Here is a 16,542-nt window from a genome sequence, read left to right as displayed (position 1 = left end):
TAAATATGCGAATAGTATCATTATTGCTCCTAACACTTTTTATTGCTACGGGATGCTGCAGTCAAAAAAAAGCAGACATGAAATCTACACAAATTGAATATTCTGCAATGTCAAGAGGTTATTACAAGAGTATTGTAGTCCAAAATAAATCGGTTTCTGTTGTTAAAGAACGTAACGCCGAAGCTGTTAAAAGCAATATTGATGATGCAAAATGGAATAAAATTGTTGATGCTTATTCAAAAGTAAATTTAGAAAGTCTTTCTACGTTAAAAGCACCAACAGACAAACGTACTTATGATGGTGCTGCAATAGGAAATTTAAAAATAACTAAAGATGGGAAAACATATGAAACTCCAGGTTTCGACAATGGTTTTCCGCCAAAAGAAATCGAAAAACTAGTAAACTTATTAGTTGATTTTTCTAAAGAATAATTATGACAATAAAAGAGATACAAGACGAAATAATAGATGAGTTCTCAATGTTCGATGATTGGATGCAGCGTTATGAATACATCATCGAACTAGGAAAAAGTCTTCCATTAATTAAAGAAGAATACAAAACCGACGATAATTTAATCAAAGGCTGTCAGTCTAAAGTTTGGTTGCAAGGTGAACAAAACGATGATAAAATTGTTTTTACGGCAGATAGTGATGCTATTTTGACAAAAGGAATTATTGCGATTTTAATTCGTGCTTTCTCCAATCAAAAAGCAAAAGATATTCTTGAAGCTGATACCGATTTTATAGACGAAATTGGCTTAAAAGAACATTTATCTGCAACCCGTGCAAACGGTTTGGTTTCGATGATAAAAAACATCAAAATGTACGCTTTGGCTTTTGATGCTAAAAACAAAAATTAAATTTCTTTTGCCACGAATTTCACAAATTGACACTAATTTTTAAATTCGGGAAATTTGCGAAATTCGTGGCGAAAAAACAAATAACAAAATGGAACAAGAAATAGACACAAACGAATTAGGAGAATCAATCGTAAGAGTTTTAAAAGGCATTTACGATCCGGAGATTCCTGTAGATATTTATGAATTAGGATTAATTTACGACGTAATGGTAAACACAGATTACGAAGTAAAAATCCTTATGACACTTACATCTCCAAACTGCCCAGTTGCAGAAAGTTTACCAAGAGAAGTAGAAGAAAAAGTAAAAGCCATTGAAAACATTAAAGATGTTGATGTTGAAATTACTTTCGACCCACCTTGGAGCAAAGATTTAATGAGCGAAGAAGCTAAATTAGAATTAGGAATGCTTTAATAAAGTGTTCAGTTTTCAGTCACAGTTTTCAGTAATTAACTGTGACTAAAAAACACTTTAGAAATGTATACAGTTTTCAGTCTCAGTCACAGTGATCAACTGCGACTGAGACTGAGACTGAAAACTCAAAAGAAATGGAAGAAATCATCAATAAAGTTGCCAATAGTGCTTTAGAAGTTTTTGATTTAGAGGATTATTATCCAAAAGGAATGCGTGTGCAGATTGACATCTCGCAATGGCTTTTGGAAGGATTTTTATTGAAAGAAAAAGACTTTAGAGAACACCTTAAAAATCATGATTGGTCACAATATCAAGATCAATATGTGGCTGTATACTGCAGTACAGATGCTATTATTCCAGCTTGGGCATTAATTTTGGTTGGTGTCCATCTGGCACCTTTTGCAAAAAAAGTTGTGAACGGAACTATAGAAGATCTTGATGCAAGCCTTTATGAAGAACTTTTAAGCAAAATAGATTACTCTGTTTACAAAGGCAAACCAGTCATTGTAAAAGGCTGTTCTAGAAAACCAGTACCAATGCGCGCTTACATTTTGGCTACAAATTATTTACAGCCATTTGCCCGCAGTATTATGTATGGCGAAGCATGTTCTGCAGTGCCTCTATACAAAGAATCTAAGAAATAACCTGCAATAACACTGCTGTAAACCTTAACTTTCCATTGGTTTTTAGTATATTTGATTATACACTCTAAACTAAAAACCATGAGAAAGATAACCGTATTACTTTTCATTTTAGTAAATTTCACATTTTTACAAGCCCAAAACACCGAAAAAGAACTAGCACAAAACACCGAAAAAGCTGTCAAAAAAATTAATGATACAATTGAAAAAGACGGCTGGAAGGCAAAAGGAACTGTATCTCTTTTATTAAACCAATCCAGTTTCAACAATTGGATTGCTGGAGGTGAAGATAGTTTTTCTGGAACGCTAGGAATCAATTACGACTTCAATTACAAAAAAGACGATTTAACTTGGGACAATAAAGTTCTTGCATATTATGGTTTGCTTCAAACTAAAAATGCCGATTTTGAAAAGAAAACAGACGATAGATTCGAATTCAATTCCATTGTCGGAAAAAGAGCATTCGGAGAATGGTATTACTCTTATTTCTTAAACTTTAGAACACAATTTACAACCGGATATATTTACGGACAGGATCCAAACGGAAAAGAAATCAGAACTGAAAACACCAAATTCATGTCTCCAGGTTATCTAACTACCGGCCCAGGTATTTATTGGTCTAAAGATGAGAATCTTAAAATAAATTTTGCACCGCTAACCTCAAAATTCACATTTGTAGACAAAGCCTATACCACAGCCATCGATCCTGCCACAGGTTTGCCTTATCCTGATGGATATTATTTTGGTGTCGATGCTAACAAAAGCATGCGTTATGAACTCGGATTTTATGCTTCTGTCTATTACAAATTGGCCATTATGACCAATGTAACTGCCGAAAACACTCTAAATTTATATTCAAATTATTTAGAAGACCCACAAAACGTTGATATTAATTATTCCTTAAACATTGTCATGAAGGTGAATAAATTTCTATCAGCAAACTTTTCTTTCCAAACAATCTATGACGATAATGCTTTTCAAGGTTTCCAAACAAGAGAAGTATTTGGTTTAGGAATTAATTTTGGATTTTAATCTGAAAATTGAAAACGCTAATATTTTACCGCAAAGGGCGCTAAGATCTTCATAAGTTACGCTTTTACATAAATACAAAGTTCGCAAAGCTAAATCTAAATATAGCTTTGCGAACTTTGTATTTTTTGAAGATACTTTAAAATAATCTTAGCGCACTTTTCGGTTAATTAACTATTCCTGATCTTCATCCTTTTCAACTGCATCCTTATAATCAGGATATAAGAAATTGTTATAAGGAAAACGCGTTATATGAATCTGGCGAACCGCTTCATAAACTGTTTCTCTAAATTCTTCGAAATTCTCTTTGTTTCTGGCAGAAATAAACAATGCTTTATCCTGACCCACATTACTCATCCAAGTCTGTTTCCACTCGTCAAGCGTCCAATATTTTCTTGTTCTTTCGGTGATCAAATCATCTTCGTCAATCGTAAGATGTTTGTAAGCATCGATTTTATTAAAAACCATAATAGTTGGTTTATCGTTGCTTTTAATCTCTTGCAAAGTCTTATTTACAGATTCAATATGATCTTCAAAATCTGGATGTGAAATATCGACTACATGAAGCAATAAATCGGCTTCACGAACCTCATCTAAAGTACTTTTAAAAGAATCAACCAATTGTGTTGGCAGTTTTCGAATAAATCCAACTGTATCAGAAAGTAAGAAAGGAAGATTTTTAATAACCACTTTTCTAACCGTTGTATCTAAGGTTGCAAACAATTTATTCTCAACAAAAACATCACTTTTACCAACTGCATTCATCAAAGTCGATTTTCCGACATTGGTATATCCAACCAAAGCAACACGAACCATTGCACCGCGATTGCTTCGCTGAATGCTCATTTGTTTGTCGATCGTTTTGATTTTATCTTTCAACAGCGAAATTCGGTCACGCACAATACGTCTATCGGTTTCAATCTCTGTTTCTCCTGGACCACGCATACCAATACCTCCTTTTTGACGCTCAAGGTGTGTCCATAAACCAGAAAGTCTTGGCAATAAATACTGGCATTGTGCCAATTCTACTTGCGTTCTAGCGTATGAAGTTTCGGCTCTCTGCGCAAAAATGTCTAGAATTAAGTTGGTTCTATCTAGAATTTTACAGTCAATAATTCTTGAAATGTTTTTCTGCTGTGAGGGCGTTAATTCATCATCAAAAATTACAGTCGATATTTTATTTTCTTTTACAAAAAGATTGATGTCATCTATTTTCCCCGTCCCCACAAAAGTTTTCGGATTAGGGCGTTCCATTTTTTGCGAAAAGCGTTTAATAACTTCACCTCCTGCGGTAAAAGTCAAAAACTCCAATTCGTCTAAATATTCATTTAGTTTTTCTTCACTTTGATTCTGAGTAACAATACCAACAATTACTGTTCTCTCAAAATTTATAACTTCTTTTTCTAACATAGTCTTGAATAAGGTGCAAATTTAATCATTTGTCGGCTACAATCAATTATACAATTTTGTTTTTACATTTATATTTAGAGAATAGGCTTCAAAAAAAAATGGAACCCGTCAAGATAAACTCAACAAGGTTCCACTTACTCAATAAATGGTCTAAGTTTAAAACTTTTATTCGTAAATAAAGGTTTTTTCCGTTTTCACAATTCCGTTTTCTTCTATTTGAGAACAAGAAATCGGGTAATTTAATTTGTTGTATTTGTATTTTCTGCTCACCGCAACTAAAGCTGTTGATGATGGGCTGAAATTCATTTCATTATTATAAGAAATCGATTCAAACTCAAATTCTTCTTCATGATAAGAAATCATTGGTACAATTACTTTATAATTATCTCCAAAAAGACTTTGAACAATTAACTGATCAACCGATTTTTTATCATCATAAGTATATGATTTTGAGATTTTATCTCCAACCAATCCTCTGTGTCTTGAAACATTATCGTTTACATACACATATTCCAATTTCCCAATGATGGCCTTGTTTCTATCGCGAGAAGTACGTCTCACAATAATTCCGTTTTCAACAAGATATTCAATATCATCTACCAGATTCTGATGATTGGTACTCTTTTTTGTTGTTACTTTCACTCTTGCTCCTTCATAAACAAATGAAACAGTTTTTGTAATGTAATTTGGCCCTTCTTGATACTTTTTCACAAATTTGGTAATATTGTTATCAGGATTATAAGTATAATTGATTACTTCTTTCCAGTCGCTTCCTACTTTATCTTTTACAGTCATATCCAGCAATCCGTTTTTGTTGTAATAGAAATGCTGCACAACATCTGAAGTAGTAATAGTTTGAAGCTTACCGTCTTTAAAAACTAGTGTCTTGTTAACAATTTCTCCGTCTTTAGAGTTTTGGTAATTTGTTTTTACAATGTTGATCTGCTTTAGCTTAACGTTGTCTTGACTATGCATCAAGAAAGGAAACACCATCATTAAGATGGCAATAAAGTAGGTTTTCATGTGGTATTTGTATTGATTTGGGATGACCAAAGTACAAAATTCAATTAGATTTTAATACTTTGAAGTACAAAAACTACAAAATTTTCAATAATACTCTAAAATTCAGCTCATTAATTTCCTTTTTACAAAATACCGCTTACTTTTCTCCAAATATCTTAATATCATCAACCATAAATGCACCATTTAATGTTTTGTCTTTTCCCGATCCGATGTACTTAAAGGCAATATTTATGTTTCCTGAATAAGCAGAAAGATCAATTCCTCCAGAGCTTATAAACTCACGTGTAGGAGTTGAGAGTGTCGGAACTTTTGCTTCCAATTTTGTCCATTTTGCTTTGGTTACACTTGCTCCATCAAAATTAGTCGAAATATAAACTTCGAGTGTATTTAACGGAGAATCGACTTTCAAATCGTGTTGCGCACTTCTAAAAGAAAGCACCGCATTTTTATATCCTGATAAATTTATTTTAGGCGACACAAGCCAAGCCACATTCTCGGCTGCCGTTGTACTTGTAGTGTTAAATTCAGCATAACCATTTCCAGAATATACCATGCTCTTCCAGAGTTTTGTAGCTTTTTCTACAATATTACTCCAGCCTGGCAATGCAAAATTGACGTTGTTTTTAACCGACTGAAAATCTTCTGCAAAAAACGGAGTATTTCTTTTTCCATTCATCACAATATCGCTTTCATATCTAACCATAAATTGATAATCTGTACCAAATTTTGTTAGAATGCCTTTGACTTTTCCACTTCCTTCAGGCACATCATGATCAGCAAATTTTGCATAACTGCTGGTTCTAAAAATGATCTGATTTCCTGATTTATCTCTCAAATACCAATTGGTAGAACCTCCAACATTATTGGATTCTTCAAAATAATGACGCCCTAATGCTGCTTCGGTAAATTCCACATCGTTTAATTCTATCAAAGTATTTAATTTAGAATCTGAAAGCGCTTCTTCCATAGAAACCGATTTAAGCAATTGATTCTCGTCTATATTTGTGCATGAAGCGTTTAATACATTTTTATATTCGTTTTGAGAAATTCTTCCAATTGTTGGTTCTCCTGCGTTGCTCACATACAAACTCCCGATTCTTAAACCACCATAATACAAATCTGTAAATTGATTTTTAAGTTTTACAAATACTTTATTTCCTACACGATAATCTATGTACGTATTTGTTGCATCAACTGGAACACTAAAACCAATCGCAGGGATTCCCTGGGTTTCTTTGGTCTGCAGTGAAATCGTTTTGAAAAAATTACCTCCTTCATCACTAGAAACTACGTAAGCTTCTATAATGTCATCGTACAAATATTGCTTCGCTGTTGTACCCGAAAGTTCATAAACTTTTTCTACACTTTTATTCACAATTAGATTGGACTGAATACAAGCTAATTCTGGGGTTTCGACTTCTTTACTGCAGCTAATTAGGCATAATGCAAAAAATATAATTAGATTTTTCATGAGAAATAGGTTTTCAGTTTATAAACCGATTGTAAGATTTAGAAAATAAGTTCGGCCATAGCCATAATAATATCTCGGGCCAAAAGATGGTGTTCCGCTTGAAGCATCTTGATTTAGTGCTCTAAAATTGGCATTTCTTGCCTGTTCATAACCTCCTGTTTTATACATTAAATCCAAAACATTATTTACGCTGGCAAAAAGTCCCACGTATTTTTTATGAATGCGCCAAGATTTTCCTCCGTTAAAATTCAGCAACATGACAGGTTGAAATTTTTCTTGTTTTAGCAATTCATTTCCGCTTTCTGAAGTTGCCTCAGGAAAAGGAAAACCATTGGCTGGATTGATATAAAATTGAGAAGTCCGAGAAATTGACGAAACATCAATATAACTTTCTGCCAAATAATTAATATTCCCGCCAATCCACCAAAACTTCGGGTCACGGTATTCTAAACCAAATGAATACGCCTGCTGTGGAGTTCCGGGCTGTTTGTAGTTCTTCAAATAGGCTTGCCCAAAATCAAAAGTCGTTTGCGCTCCTTCTTTTGCTCTATTAGCATCGTTTACAATCATTACGTTCGGATTGCTGGTGTAGATATAATTCCCAAATGCTGCAGATAAAGTTGTTTTTAATGTTGGCCAAATTTGATATTCAAAACTTAATTCTGCTCCCGCATTTTTCTTATCCAAATTGGTCAAAGTCTGGCTGACAAAGGCATTTGTTGGATCATAACCAGAACCTTTATCAAAAATTCCTTCTGCATAGAAATAAGAAGTTTTTGAAGTATTTTTGATTGCAGTATAATATGCCGTTAATCGCAATTTGAGTTTTGCTGAACGGTACACATAATTAGCCTCAGCACTAGTAATATTTTCACTCTCGATTCCATCCACAACATTATTATTTAAACGTGAATTTGAAAAAGTATTTCGCAATGAAGGCGCTCTTGTAAAATGTGCTCCATTAAAAAACAACAATTGTTTTCCTGAAATCTTATAAGTAAATCCACCTTTGAAACCGAAATTTTCAAAATTTACTTTCTCGCTTTTACCTAAAGAATTTGCCGGATACAATCCGTTTTGATATAACCCCTCTCTTTGATAATCTGACATGGAATACGATTGTGTCAAGAAGAATTCTGTTTTGTTATAACTAAATTTAAACTGAGCGAAAACATCTAAAGTATTAGCCTGTAAATTATAATTATATCCGTAGATATCTCCTTTTACGACTTGACGATTTGGATGCTGTAAATCAGACTGAGAAAGATTTCCTTTGTAAAACGGATCTATATCTTCAAAATATGCTCCTCCAAGAAGATCTAATAAATACTGAAAATTATGCGATTTTAATTTCTTAAAAGTAAATCCGCCATCAAAAGAAATATTGGGAGTTATCTGGGTATTCAGATTTGAGTTTACTGCCAAAGTCCTATCATCTGTTCGGTCTTCATAAAGCACATAATGGCTCTGCACAGGCATGTAACCGCTTTCTCCCACTTTTTGATTTGCAAAATACATTTCGTTCCAATTGATCTGCGGATTGGCTAAAAATGATATTTTACTTTTTTCTGCATTCTCATAGTCTGGAGTAAATTCGCCCGAAAATTCTCCTTGATCTTTAGCATAAAGTGAACTAAAATAACTTGGCATTTTCCTGTAATAAACTGGATCGGGACTATCTGCATTTTGGTAATCGATATTGCTGTTTCCGACTTTTCCAAATTGATACATAATTGCAGAATTCAGATTGGTTTTCTCATCAATTTTAAAATAATGATTGAGCATAAACAAAGGCTCTTCTACATTTTTTACTCTTGCATTGCGTTTTTTACCATTCTGAAATCCCCAGTATGAATTGTATTTTTCATCCATTAAATGAGTAACCTCAGCCGTATTAGCAGAATTCTTCCCGCGTGAATTTGGAGTATAAAATCCTGTAAAATTAATTGAATTTCTGTTGTTTAATTTCTTTTCGACACTAAGGAAAAAAGAGTCGGCATCGAAGTTTGTGCCTTCAAAATACCCTTCATCTGCCCAACGTTTTCCAGCCGAAACCACAAAAGCCCAGCCCGAAGCATTCATTCCTGAAGCATAAGTGCCGATTGCACGCCATAAATAAGTGGTATTGCTTCCAGAAAACGTTAGTGATGTTCCTTTTCTATACAAAGAAGCACGTGTAAAAATCTGTTGTGTCCCTAAAACCGCACCAAAAGTATAATTGGAAGCTGCTGTTCCAACTGAAAATTCCTGATTTCGAAGTACATTGTTCAAACCGCCCCAATTGCTCCATTGTGGTCTGCCATCGTAGATTTTATTCATTGGCATTCCATTAAGCATCGTGATGGCATTTTCACTGTCTAAACCACGCATCCTAAATCTAGCCTGTCCCCAATTGAATGCCGATGCCTGCATAAAAGCATCTCTTGAAGATTGCAAAAGTCCAGATGTCATTTCAGAGGAACTGTTATCATCTGAAAAATCATTATCTGAGAGCGTAATTAATGCCGCTGGAACTTCATCTGAATAAGTATCTTCTAATTGTAATATTCCGAGATTAATATTCTGCTCTAGATTAGACTGAACTTTTAAAAGAAAATCTTTGTATCCTTGGCTTCTGAGTAAAAGCAATTGCTCTTTTTGAGGAAAAATATGAAGTTCGAATTTCCCTAATTTTGAAGTAAGCTGCATCACAGCCGTATTCTGTATTGTCACCACTACATTCTCTAGCGGATTCTGCGTTCGGGCATCAATAACAATTCCTGTTACCGTAATTTCCTTTTGAGAGAAAGCAATATTAAAAAACCAAAAAATAAAGAAGACTGCGTAATTTTTTACCATTAAAACCTATTATTAACTTTAAAATTTACTCGGATGATAATCCTTAATTCAAAAGATAAAATTGGTTTTTGGAAAAAGAGCATTTTAAAAACTCAAGCTATTGCTTAAATTCAAATGTAGACAAAATATTTAAAAAACAAATAAATTCTTACAAATTTATTCAATTCTAATAAATACTAATCAAAAAAGCGTTATGCTGACGTTCTAATTTTAGAAACCATAAAGGCAATTAGAACTCCAAAAATTCCGATAAAAGCAAAAGAAAACTGCAGACCGAAACTTTGTGCAATATGCCCAATTACTGGCGGTCCCATTAAGAAACCAAGGAAACTTACGCTAGAAACAATCGTTAAAGCTTCTCCTGCTGGAACAGTCGGGTTTTTACCTGCAATGCTGTAAACGGTAGGAACAATTGTTGCAACGCCTAAACCTACAAACATAAAAGCTATAGTACACGGAATGATATAAGGAAGAAAAACAGCTGTAAAAAGTCCTGCCGAAATCATAACTCCACTAATTTGCATAACGCGTTCGCGACCAAATTTGTTAATTAATCCGTCGCCAAGAAATCTTCCGCTGGCCATCATAATCATAAAAGAAGTATACCCCAAAACCACCAACGGTCCTGGCGCTTTTACAATATCTTTAAAGTAAACACCGCTCCAATCGAACATAACGCCTTCGCTTGCCATACTGCAGAACCCTATAACGCCTAACCAAAGTAAAGCGGTATCTGGTTTTACAAATAATTTTTTACCTTCTTCTTTTGGTTTCTTTTTTTCTTTGGCTCTAACCAAAAATTTAAAATTAAAAGCTACCATCAATAAAACAATTCCAGCTACAATTATAAAATGATGCAGCGGACTTAAATTTAAAGCCAGCATTCCTAAACCAACCAATGCGCCTGTAAATCCTGCAAAACTCCACATTCCGTGAAAAGAAGACATGATTGTTTTTTTGAACAAAACTTCGGTATAAACGCCTTGTGTGTTTACGGCGATATTGGCTAAGTTTCCGAAGAGACCAAACAAAAATAATCCGAGGGATAATTGTAATGCTGTTGTTGCCAAACCTAAATTGATTAAACACAAAACATACATTATTAAAGAAAAAATCAGAATACGATGACTACCAAATTTGGTTACCATTTTTCCTGAAAAGGGCATAACAATTAGCTGTCCAACTGGAAGTGCAAAAAGTATAGAACCCAAATCGCCTTCTGTTAAATGCAAAGCAGATTTGATATCTGGAATTCTACTGGCCCATGTGGCAAAACTCAAACCCATTCCGAAATAAAACATTCCAACAGCAAAACGAATACGATTTAAATACGAAGCTTTGGCTTCTCTAAATACTTTCTTGATTTTTGCTTTGGTCTGAAAAAGCGATAATGGATTAATATTTATCAGCATATTGAATTTTTATTGGAATGTTGTCAAAAATACTAAAAACACGCGTCAAAGCGCATAAAGCCTAAGGTTATCCACAATATACAACGTTATTGTTTATAAATTCAGAGGTTTTCAATTGAATTCTCATTATTAAAATTACAATTTTTAGGGTTTAGTAGAATTATAATTTGTTTCATTTTTTAAAAGTAAATAAATAGGGGCTGTTTCAATATTTGAAACAGCCCCTATTTATATTTCTTTGTTCCGTAGGAACATTTCATCGGTAGAAAAAAATATCGTTGTCAATATTTTACGTTCCGTAGGAACGTTTGAAACATTAGATTATTAAAAAATTGCCCGAAATCAAACGTCCCTACAGAACGTAAATGTGCCTGAATATTATTATTTTCTACCGATGAGACCTTCCTACGGAATGTTTTTATGATATGCTTATCACCTTTTGCTATGCATTACTACCGATCAGACATTACTACGGAATGTGTTACGATATACCTATTACTTTTTGCTGGGCATTACTCGCAATTGCAGATTCTATAACCTGCATTACTACCGACGAGACATTCCTACGGAATGAATTATGATATGCCTATTACTTTTTGTTGTGCATTACTCGCAATTGCTGCTTCTATCACTTGCATCACTTTTACACCTTCGTCTGCAGTAACAGGTTCTTTTGTATCGTTTGCAATCGAGTCGTAAACGCCATCGAAGAAACTAAAATAATTGCCTTGAAGCGTTGGGATTTTTTCTCTTACAATTTTACCGTCTATTTCGGTGTGCAAAAGTCCTTGCAAGCTTTCATCTTCTGTTCCCCAAGAATCTAGGTTTGGTTTTTTACCTATTTTCAATTCGTCTTCCTGAACATCTCCACGAGGTTTTAAGAAAGAACCCTTTTTTCCGTGAAGTGTATACGCTGGGTTCGCTTCTCTTACAAAAAATCCTGCTTTTAAACGGACTCTGAAATTAGAATAAAACAAAGTCAAATCGATCCAGTCGTCTACAACAGAGTTTTCTCTGGTTACGCGAATGTCTCCAAAAACTGCTTTTGGACAGCCAAACAAACTTATAGCTTGGTCTATTATATGTGGTCCTAAATCTTTTAAAACTCCAGCTCCATCATTAGCGGTTTCTTTATGCGTTTTTGGGCTCAATAACGGATTATATCTATCAAAATGAAATTCAGCTTCTACCAAATCTCCTAAAACGCCATCATCAATTACTTTTTTTACAGTTTTAAAATCGCTGTCCCATCTTCTGTTCTGAAAAACGGCCAATTTTAAACCTTTTTCTTTGGCAATTTTTGCCAATTCTTTTGCTTCTGCGGCAGTTGTCGTAAAAGCTTTTTCTACAACAGCATGTTTTCCTGCCAAAAGCACTTTTTTAGCATATTCGTAATGCGTTCCAACTGGCGTATTTACAATTACCAAATCGACATCGTCACTTAATAATTCGTCTAGCGAAGCATAACTTTTTACGTGTGGATAATCTTCCTGAATTAATTTTTTGCTTCTTTCCCAGGAACCTAAAAGTTCAAATCCTTCGTGAATATCTAAAAACGGAGCGTGAAAAACTTTCCCCGACATTCCGTATGATAATAATGCTGTTTTTATCTTTTGCATTGGTATAGTTTTTTTGTTTGCCACGAATTGCACGAATTAACACAAATCGGCATGAATAAAAATTTTTAATTCGTGAAAATTCGTGCAATTCGTGGCTAATAAAAATATTTAAAGTTTAGCTCTTTCGTATTGTTTTGGCCATTGAATATCGTCGTTTAATGCTGCGGCAAAATCCAAAGGCAAGTTTGGGTTTCTCAATGATTCTCTAGCGAATAAAATCAAATCAGCTTGATCCAAATTTAAAATTTCTTCTGCTTGTTCTGCTTCTGTAATTAATCCGACTGCACCTGTAGCAATATTCGCTTCTGCTTTCACTTTTTCTGCAAAAGGAACTTGATAACCTGGCCCTAATGTGATTTTCTGATGCGAAACCAATCCGCCTGACGAAACATCGATTAAATCTACTCCTTTTTCTTTTAATATTTTAGAAAGCTGTACAGATTCTTCTGGATTCCATCCGTTTTCTGCCCAATCTGTTGCCGAAATTCTAACAAACAAAGGCAAATCTGAAGGCCATTCTGATTGAACTGCTTCTACAACTTCTAAAGTAAAACGGATTCTATTTTCGAAACTTCCTCCATATTCATCGGTTCTTACATTTGTTAGAGGCGATAAAAACTGATGCAGTAAATAACCATGAGCAGCGTGAATTTCTACAACCTGATATCCTGCTTCTACTACTCTTTTTGTCGCGGTTTTGAAATCGGAGATCACTTTCTGAATTCCATTCTTGTCTAATTCCTCTGGAAGAAATGGTTCGCCTTCATGATACGGAATCGCACTTGGTGCCACGGTTTGCCATCCGCCTTGAGCGAAATCTAATTTTTTGTTTCCCAACCACGGAGCCGAAACACTCGCTTTTCTTCCCGCATGCGCTAACTGAATTCCTGGAATAGAATTTTGAGAAACTATAAAGGCGTTGATTTGTTTTAGTTTTTCGATGTGTTCATCTTTCCAGATTCCAAGATCAGAAGGAGAAATTCTCGCTTCTGGAGAAACCGCTGTCGCTTCTTGAATAATAAGTCCGGCGCCTCCGCTGGCACGGCTTCCTAAATGAACTAGATGCCAATCGTTTGCAAATCCGTCAATTGCAGAATACTGGCACATTGGCGAAATCGCAATTCTATTTTTTAAAGTGATATTTTTTATAGTAAGGGGGGAAAATAATTTCGTTGCCATATACTGTAACTTTTAATGAGTTTATACTACCAATTGAGTAAGGCAGTGTTCAAAAAGTAAAGTTACAGCATCTTGTTAAAACGAGAAATCTAAATGTTTATTAATTAACAAACATTTAAAATCTTAAACACTATCTTGCACACTTATATTAAAATAGAAAACGCTACTTTTGTGCGTTAAATACGAATTAAAAACAAAAAATGGATATAGTTATCAAACTCTCTCAATTTCTATTGAGTTTATCTTTACTTATTATTCTTCATGAATTAGGGCATTTTATCCCTGCTAAATTGTTTAAAACTAGAGTCGAAAAATTTTACTTATTTTTTGATGTTAAATATTCACTATTCAAAAAGAAAATCGGGGAAACAGAATATGGTATCGGATGGCTTCCGTTGGGAGGATATGTGAAAATTTCTGGAATGATTGATGAAAGTATGGACAAAGAGCAAATGGCACTTCCGCCTCAGCCTTGGGAATTTCGTACCAAACCAGCTTGGCAGCGTTTAATTATTATGCTTGGTGGTGTTACAGTAAACTTTATTTTGGCTTTTATTATCTATATAGGAATGGCGTTTGCTTACGGAGATACTTATATTGCTAATGCTGACTTAAAAGATGGTGTTCTGATTGAAAATCCTGCTATGCTTAAAGCGGGTTTTAAAACTGGTGACAAAATTATTTCTATTGATGGTAAAACTGTAGAAAATTTTGACAGCGACATGAACATGAATGTGATCATGGCAAAACACGTTTTGATTGAAAGAAACGGGCAACAGCAAACGATTACAATGCCAACTGATTTTGTTGATCAGCTTTCTAAAACAGAAAAAGGTCTTCTTATTGGTATCCGTACACCTTTTGCAATTGGAAAAGTTACAGAAGAATCTGCTAATCAGAATTTAAAACCAAAAGATTTGATTCTTTCGCTTAACGGGCAAAAAGTTAAATATTTTGATGAAGCTAAATCAATCTTAGCCGCTAATAAAGGAAAACAGATTTCTGCAGTTGTTTTACGCGATTTAAAAGAAACGCCTCTAACTTTGAAAGTTTCTACAAAGGGAACTTTAGATGTTCTTGCTGGTGGTTTAGACATGAAATCATTAGAGAAATTAGGATACTATAAAATAAGCACTAAAGAATACGGTTTCTTCGAATCTATTCCAGTTGGTCTTCAAAAAGGAAAAGATCAATTAGTAGGTTATGGAAAACAATTGAAAATGATTTTTAATCCAGAAACAAAAGCTTACAAACAAGTAGGTGGTTTTGCGGCGATTTATAACATTTTCCCTAGTTCTTGGAGCTGGGAAGTATTCTGGTCAATCACAGCTTTATTGTCAATTATGCTTGGAGTTATGAATTTATTGCCAATTCCGGCTCTTGATGGTGGTCATGTAATGTTTTTATTGTATGAAATTGTAAGCGGCAAAAAACCGAGCGATAAATTCCTAGAGAATGCGCAAATGGTTGGTTTTGTTTTACTTATTTCACTACTACTATTTGCTAATGGTAACGACATTTACAAAGCCATTGTAGGCAAGTAAAAAAAAGTCAAAAAAAGAGTGAAAATGTTTTTGAGAAACTAAAAATAGTTTTATATTTGCACTCGCTAAAAAGAGCAACACTTTCCTCCTTAGCTCAGTTGGTTAGAGCATCTGACTGTTAATCAGAGGGTCCTTGGTTCGAGCCCAAGAGGGGGAGCAACTTTTTTTAGCAAACATATTAACCTTTTAAGGTGATTCCTCCTTAGCTCAGTTGGTTAGAGCATCTGACTGTTAATCAGAGGGTCCTTGGTTCGAGCCCAAGAGGGGGAGCTTATTAAATACCACTTACAATTTGTAAGTGGTATTTTTTTTTATCCCTATACCATGAATCATATTGTATATATTCTACACTCCCTAAAGCTTAATCGCTATTATATTGGCTATACAACTAATTTTGACTTAAGATTAGAATTTCACAAAAATTCACCTTCCAACAAATTTACTGCAAATGCAAATGACTGGACTTTGTTTCTTAGTTTTGACTGTACCAACAAAACCCAAGCACTTTCAATAGAAAAGCATATCAAAAACATGAAGAGCAAAACTTATATTGAAAACTTAATCAAGTATCCCGATATTATTTTAAAACTGAAAGAAAAATACAAATAACCTATTAATCAGAGCCCCGATAGCCATCGGGGTTGGTTCGAGCCCAAGAGGGGGAGCAAAAAAGACTATCAGAAATTATGGTCTTTTTTTTGCCCAAATTCTAAAGTTTAAAAATTCCAATATTATAGGATTGCTTATTTAACCGCAAAGCGCAAGGTTTTTACGCGAAGTTCGCAAAGATTTAACGCAGAGATCGCTAAGAGTTTTTTTTATCCGAGACTTAATAGGAATCTATAAAAGAGATCGCAAAGGTCGCCAATCTTTGTCGATATGCGAGTGCGATCCTTCGTTCCTCAGGATGACAAACTGTAGGTAAAACAAAAAAATTCGCAGAGCTTTATAAACATAAAACTTTGCGAACTTAATCTTTAGATTTATCTACAAAATAACCTTAGCGAACTTTGCATAAACCTTAGCGCCTCTGCGGTAAAAAAACTTCACATAATAAAGAAAGACAAACTGTAGGTAAAACAAAAAAATCGCAAAGCCTTATCTA

The 16,542-nt window shown here is 34.3% G+C and carries 14 protein-coding genes and 2 tRNA genes; 9 read left to right on the top strand and 7 right to left on the bottom strand.

What is annotated here, in order from left to right:
• Positions 1 to 77 precede the first annotated feature (77 nt).
• The 5 genes from DM397_RS18100 (at position 78) to DM397_RS18080 (ending at position 2,944) form a co-directional block, all read left to right on the top strand.
• Positions 78 to 431, top strand: a complete 354-nt coding sequence (locus tag DM397_RS18100; RefSeq protein ID WP_239457878.1) for a hypothetical protein — start codon at positions 78 to 80, stop codon at positions 429 to 431.
• 2 nt (positions 432 to 433) lie between these two features.
• Positions 434 to 859 carry a SufE family protein gene (locus DM397_RS18095; protein WP_012023259.1) on the top strand — a complete coding sequence of 142 codons (426 nt, stop codon included), beginning with the start codon at positions 434 to 436 and terminating at the stop codon, positions 857 to 859.
• Positions 860 to 947: 88 nt separating this feature from the next.
• The gene (locus tag DM397_RS18090; RefSeq protein WP_008466058.1) at positions 948 to 1,271 is read left to right on the top strand and encodes an SUF system Fe-S cluster assembly protein; all 324 of its coding nucleotides are present in this window, start codon (positions 948 to 950) and stop codon (positions 1,269 to 1,271) included.
• 134 nt (positions 1,272 to 1,405) lie between these two features.
• A complete protein-coding gene (locus DM397_RS18085; RefSeq protein ID WP_111368783.1) occupies positions 1,406 to 1,915 on the top strand; it encodes a DUF2480 family protein in 510 nt (169 codons plus the stop codon).
• Between the two features lie 78 nt (positions 1,916 to 1,993).
• Entirely contained in the window at positions 1,994 to 2,944 is a 951-nt protein-coding gene (locus tag DM397_RS18080) for a DUF3078 domain-containing protein (RefSeq protein WP_111378872.1), read from the top strand.
• Positions 2,945 to 3,115: 171 nt separating this feature from the next.
• On the opposite strand, the gene hflX is transcribed toward DM397_RS18080, so the two are convergent.
• The 7 genes from hflX to DM397_RS18045 all read right to left on the bottom strand — a co-directional run bounded on the left by hflX (position 3,116) and on the right by DM397_RS18045 (position 13,893).
• On the bottom strand, positions 3,116 to 4,351 hold the full coding sequence (gene hflX / locus DM397_RS18075; RefSeq protein WP_111378871.1) for a GTPase HflX: 1,236 nt from the start codon (positions 4,349 to 4,351) through the stop codon (positions 3,116 to 3,118).
• A 165-nt stretch (positions 4,352 to 4,516) separates the two neighbouring features.
• Entirely contained in the window at positions 4,517 to 5,374 is an 858-nt protein-coding gene (locus DM397_RS18070; protein WP_111378870.1) for a hypothetical protein, read from the bottom strand.
• Between the two features lie 136 nt (positions 5,375 to 5,510).
• Positions 5,511 to 6,845: a DUF5689 domain-containing protein gene (locus DM397_RS18065; RefSeq protein WP_111378869.1), complete on the bottom strand. Its 1,335-nt coding sequence runs from the start codon at positions 6,843 to 6,845 to the stop codon at positions 5,511 to 5,513.
• 18 nt (positions 6,846 to 6,863) lie between these two features.
• On the bottom strand, positions 6,864 to 9,683 hold the full coding sequence (locus DM397_RS18060) for a carboxypeptidase-like regulatory domain-containing protein (RefSeq protein WP_111378868.1): 2,820 nt from the start codon (positions 9,681 to 9,683) through the stop codon (positions 6,864 to 6,866).
• Between the two features lie 191 nt (positions 9,684 to 9,874).
• Positions 9,875 to 11,095 carry an MFS transporter gene (locus DM397_RS18055; RefSeq protein WP_111378867.1) on the bottom strand — a complete coding sequence of 407 codons (1,221 nt, stop codon included), beginning with the start codon at positions 11,093 to 11,095 and terminating at the stop codon, positions 9,875 to 9,877.
• Between the two features lie 575 nt (positions 11,096 to 11,670).
• The gene (locus tag DM397_RS18050) at positions 11,671 to 12,714 is read right to left on the bottom strand and encodes a Gfo/Idh/MocA family oxidoreductase (protein ID WP_111378972.1); all 1,044 of its coding nucleotides are present in this window, start codon (positions 12,712 to 12,714) and stop codon (positions 11,671 to 11,673) included.
• Between the two features lie 108 nt (positions 12,715 to 12,822).
• On the bottom strand, positions 12,823 to 13,893 hold the full coding sequence (locus DM397_RS18045) for an NADH:flavin oxidoreductase/NADH oxidase (RefSeq protein WP_111378866.1): 1,071 nt from the start codon (positions 13,891 to 13,893) through the stop codon (positions 12,823 to 12,825).
• A 200-nt stretch (positions 13,894 to 14,093) separates the two neighbouring features.
• Between DM397_RS18045 and rseP the strand changes: the two genes are divergently transcribed.
• The 4 genes from rseP to DM397_RS18025 all read left to right on the top strand — a co-directional run bounded on the left by rseP (position 14,094) and on the right by DM397_RS18025 (position 16,046).
• The gene (rseP, locus tag DM397_RS18040; protein WP_111378865.1) at positions 14,094 to 15,437 is read left to right on the top strand and encodes an RIP metalloprotease RseP; all 1,344 of its coding nucleotides are present in this window, start codon (positions 14,094 to 14,096) and stop codon (positions 15,435 to 15,437) included.
• 83 nt (positions 15,438 to 15,520) lie between these two features.
• A tRNA-Asn gene (locus DM397_RS18035) sits at positions 15,521 to 15,594 on the top strand.
• 39 nt (positions 15,595 to 15,633) lie between these two features.
• Positions 15,634 to 15,707, top strand: a tRNA-Asn gene (locus tag DM397_RS18030).
• A gap of 54 nt (positions 15,708 to 15,761) precedes the next feature.
• Positions 15,762 to 16,046 (top strand): GIY-YIG nuclease family protein, encoded by a 285-nt coding sequence (locus tag DM397_RS18025; protein ID WP_111378864.1) that lies wholly within the window; start codon positions 15,762 to 15,764, stop codon positions 16,044 to 16,046.
• The last annotated feature ends 496 nt before the right edge of the window (positions 16,047 to 16,542 follow it).

It is taken from the genome of Flavobacterium nitrogenifigens, assembly GCF_003254565.1.
In the GTDB taxonomy this organism is placed as follows: domain Bacteria; phylum Bacteroidota; class Bacteroidia; order Flavobacteriales; family Flavobacteriaceae; genus Flavobacterium; species Flavobacterium nitrogenifigens.
The sequence above is the reverse complement of the archived record's forward strand: the minus strand, read 5'-3'. Positions and strand labels throughout refer to the sequence as shown.

What these genes read in the sequence shown, in the direction of transcription:
- DM397_RS18055 (WP_111378867.1), bottom strand. Translation starts at nt 11,095, where the DNA reads ATGCTGATAAATATTAATCCATTATCGCTTTTTCAGACCAAAGCAAAA.
- DM397_RS18045 (WP_111378866.1), bottom strand. Translation starts at nt 13,893, where the DNA reads ATGGCAACGAAATTATTTTCCCCCCTTACTATAAAAAATATCACTTTA.
- DM397_RS18065 (WP_111378869.1), bottom strand. Translation starts at nt 6,845, where the DNA reads ATGAAAAATCTAATTATATTTTTTGCATTATGCCTAATTAGCTGCAGT.
- DM397_RS18095 (WP_012023259.1), top strand. Translation starts at nt 434, where the DNA reads ATGACAATAAAAGAGATACAAGACGAAATAATAGATGAGTTCTCAATG.
- DM397_RS18080 (WP_111378872.1), top strand. Translation starts at nt 1,994, where the DNA reads ATGAGAAAGATAACCGTATTACTTTTCATTTTAGTAAATTTCACATTT.
- DM397_RS18025 (WP_111378864.1), top strand. Translation starts at nt 15,762, where the DNA reads ATGAATCATATTGTATATATTCTACACTCCCTAAAGCTTAATCGCTAT.
- DM397_RS18050 (WP_111378972.1), bottom strand. Translation starts at nt 12,714, where the DNA reads ATGCAAAAGATAAAAACAGCATTATTATCATACGGAATGTCGGGGAAA.
- DM397_RS18085 (WP_111368783.1), top strand. Translation starts at nt 1,406, where the DNA reads ATGGAAGAAATCATCAATAAAGTTGCCAATAGTGCTTTAGAAGTTTTT.
- DM397_RS18100 (WP_239457878.1), top strand. Translation starts at nt 78, where the DNA reads ATGAAATCTACACAAATTGAATATTCTGCAATGTCAAGAGGTTATTAC.
- hflX (WP_111378871.1), bottom strand. Translation starts at nt 4,351, where the DNA reads ATGTTAGAAAAAGAAGTTATAAATTTTGAGAGAACAGTAATTGTTGGT.
- DM397_RS18090 (WP_008466058.1), top strand. Translation starts at nt 948, where the DNA reads ATGGAACAAGAAATAGACACAAACGAATTAGGAGAATCAATCGTAAGA.
- rseP (WP_111378865.1), top strand. Translation starts at nt 14,094, where the DNA reads ATGGATATAGTTATCAAACTCTCTCAATTTCTATTGAGTTTATCTTTA.
- DM397_RS18070 (WP_111378870.1), bottom strand. Translation starts at nt 5,374, where the DNA reads ATGAAAACCTACTTTATTGCCATCTTAATGATGGTGTTTCCTTTCTTG.
- DM397_RS18060 (WP_111378868.1), bottom strand. Translation starts at nt 9,683, where the DNA reads ATGGTAAAAAATTACGCAGTCTTCTTTATTTTTTGGTTTTTTAATATT.